This is a genomic window from Thiomonas sp. TH-17 (assembly GCF_057473305.1).
The window spans coordinates 1-1734 of the sequence record NZ_JBYCKI010000270.1; the positions used below are offsets into that span (position 1 = coordinate 1).

The following is a 1734-nucleotide window of genomic DNA, read 5'->3' on the forward strand; positions in this document are numbered from 1 at the left end:
CCCACAACGCCTTGGATTGATCGACACCTAGTGGCGTGATTTGTCCGTCGGGCGTTGTCACCGCAATGGCGGCAAACTGGTGCTGCTCGACGATGCCAAAGCGGATGCCAGTGTCGGCCTCGATTTCCTTCTGCAGGTTTTCGGCGAACTGCTCGTAGTTCTCTGTGGCAATCACGGTCAGCGTGTTGACTTCGAAGCCGCGCACCCGCTCGCCATGCTGATTCACGCACAGGCGCAGGCCCCGGCCGATGGTCTGGCGACGCTCACGCTCGGTGCCCATTTCGCGCAGGGCGCAAATCTGGAACACGTTGGGGTTGTCCCAGCCTTCCTTCAGAGCCGAATGCGAGAAGACAAACTTGAGCGGTGTCTCGAAACCCAGCAACTTCTCCTTCTCCTTCATGATCAGGTTGTAGGCGCGCTCGGCGTTCTCGCGGCTGCCTGCGTTGCTTTCGCTGGTGTCCGTCCAGCCGCCTTTCTTGTCGATGGAGAAGTAGCCGTTGTGCACTTCCTCAGCAGCACTTGCCAGATCGATTTCGGCGAACAGGCTCTGATACGCGGGGAGCTTGGCTGCGCGCCGGTATTCCTCTTCAAAGATGCGGGCGTAGTCGCCCTTGACCGGATTGCCTTCGGCGTCGTACTGGCGGTACCTGTCCACCGCATCAATGAAGAACAGCGACAGCACCTTGATGCCCAGCGGGCACAGGCGCTTTTCCTTGTCCAGATGCTCGCGAATCGTGCGACGGATCATTTCGCGCTGCACGGCCAAGGCATCGACGTCGCCATGCGCTTGGCCCAAGGCCAGGTAGGCTTCCCCACCGGGATAGCGCAGCTCCAAAAACTCCTCGCCTTTGGAGGTATTGATCTCACCAACACGGAAGTCGGCGTAGATCGCCCGCTTGGCCGACTGCTCCAGGTCATCCCCGTCGCTCACGGTGACTTCCTGCCGCCTCACGCCACTTCTCGTTTCCACATCGAGTTCGACCTTGGCGCTGATCGTGCCACGGCGATTAGCCACCGACACCAGCCGAACGAACGGCTTGTTGTGCGCATCTTCCACGGTGGCCGACGCGACCTCGATCTGCTTCACCAGCTTGCGCTCGTAGGCATCGACGGCATCCAGACGGAACACCATGTGGTGCTTGTCCACGTGGGTGGCGGAATAGCGCAGCGTACACAGCGGGTTCATCGCGTCGAGCGCTTCCTTGCCGCGTCCCTCAAGGCCGCCGTCCACACTTTGGGGTTCGTCGACGATCACGATGGGCCGGGTGGCCTTGATGAGGTCAATGGGCTTTTCGCCGCCGGTTTTTTCGCTGTCCTTGTAGAGGTTATTCACGTCCTTTTTATTGATGGCACCGACCGTGACCACCATGATCTGGATGTTCGAGCTGGTGGCGAAGTTGCGCACCTGCCCGAGCTTGGCGGAGTCGTAGAGGAAGTAGTCAAAGGGCACGCCAGCGTAGAGCCCCTTGAAGTGATCCTCGGTGATCTGCAAGGTCTTGTAGACGCCTTCCTTGATCGCCACCGACGGCACCACGATCACGAACTTGCTGAAGCCATATCGCTTGTTCAGCTCGAAGACGGAACGCAGGTAGACGTAGGTCTTACCGGTGCCGGTCTCCATCTCCACGGTAAAGTCACCGGACGCCAGGGTGCTGGACGGCGGCAAACCGCCGCGTAGCTGAATGTCGGCCAGATTCTTGTACAACTCATCGTCCAGCAGTGTCAGGCGGTTGC

1 protein-coding gene is annotated in these 1734 nt (G+C 59.9%); it reads right to left on the reverse strand.

The window, feature by feature from the left end; all coding sequences use genetic code 11:
• Positions 1 to 1734: DEAD/DEAH box helicase family protein (locus AC2VLV_RS15405; protein WP_486990818.1), on the reverse strand; the 1734-nt coding region annotated here is incomplete at both ends.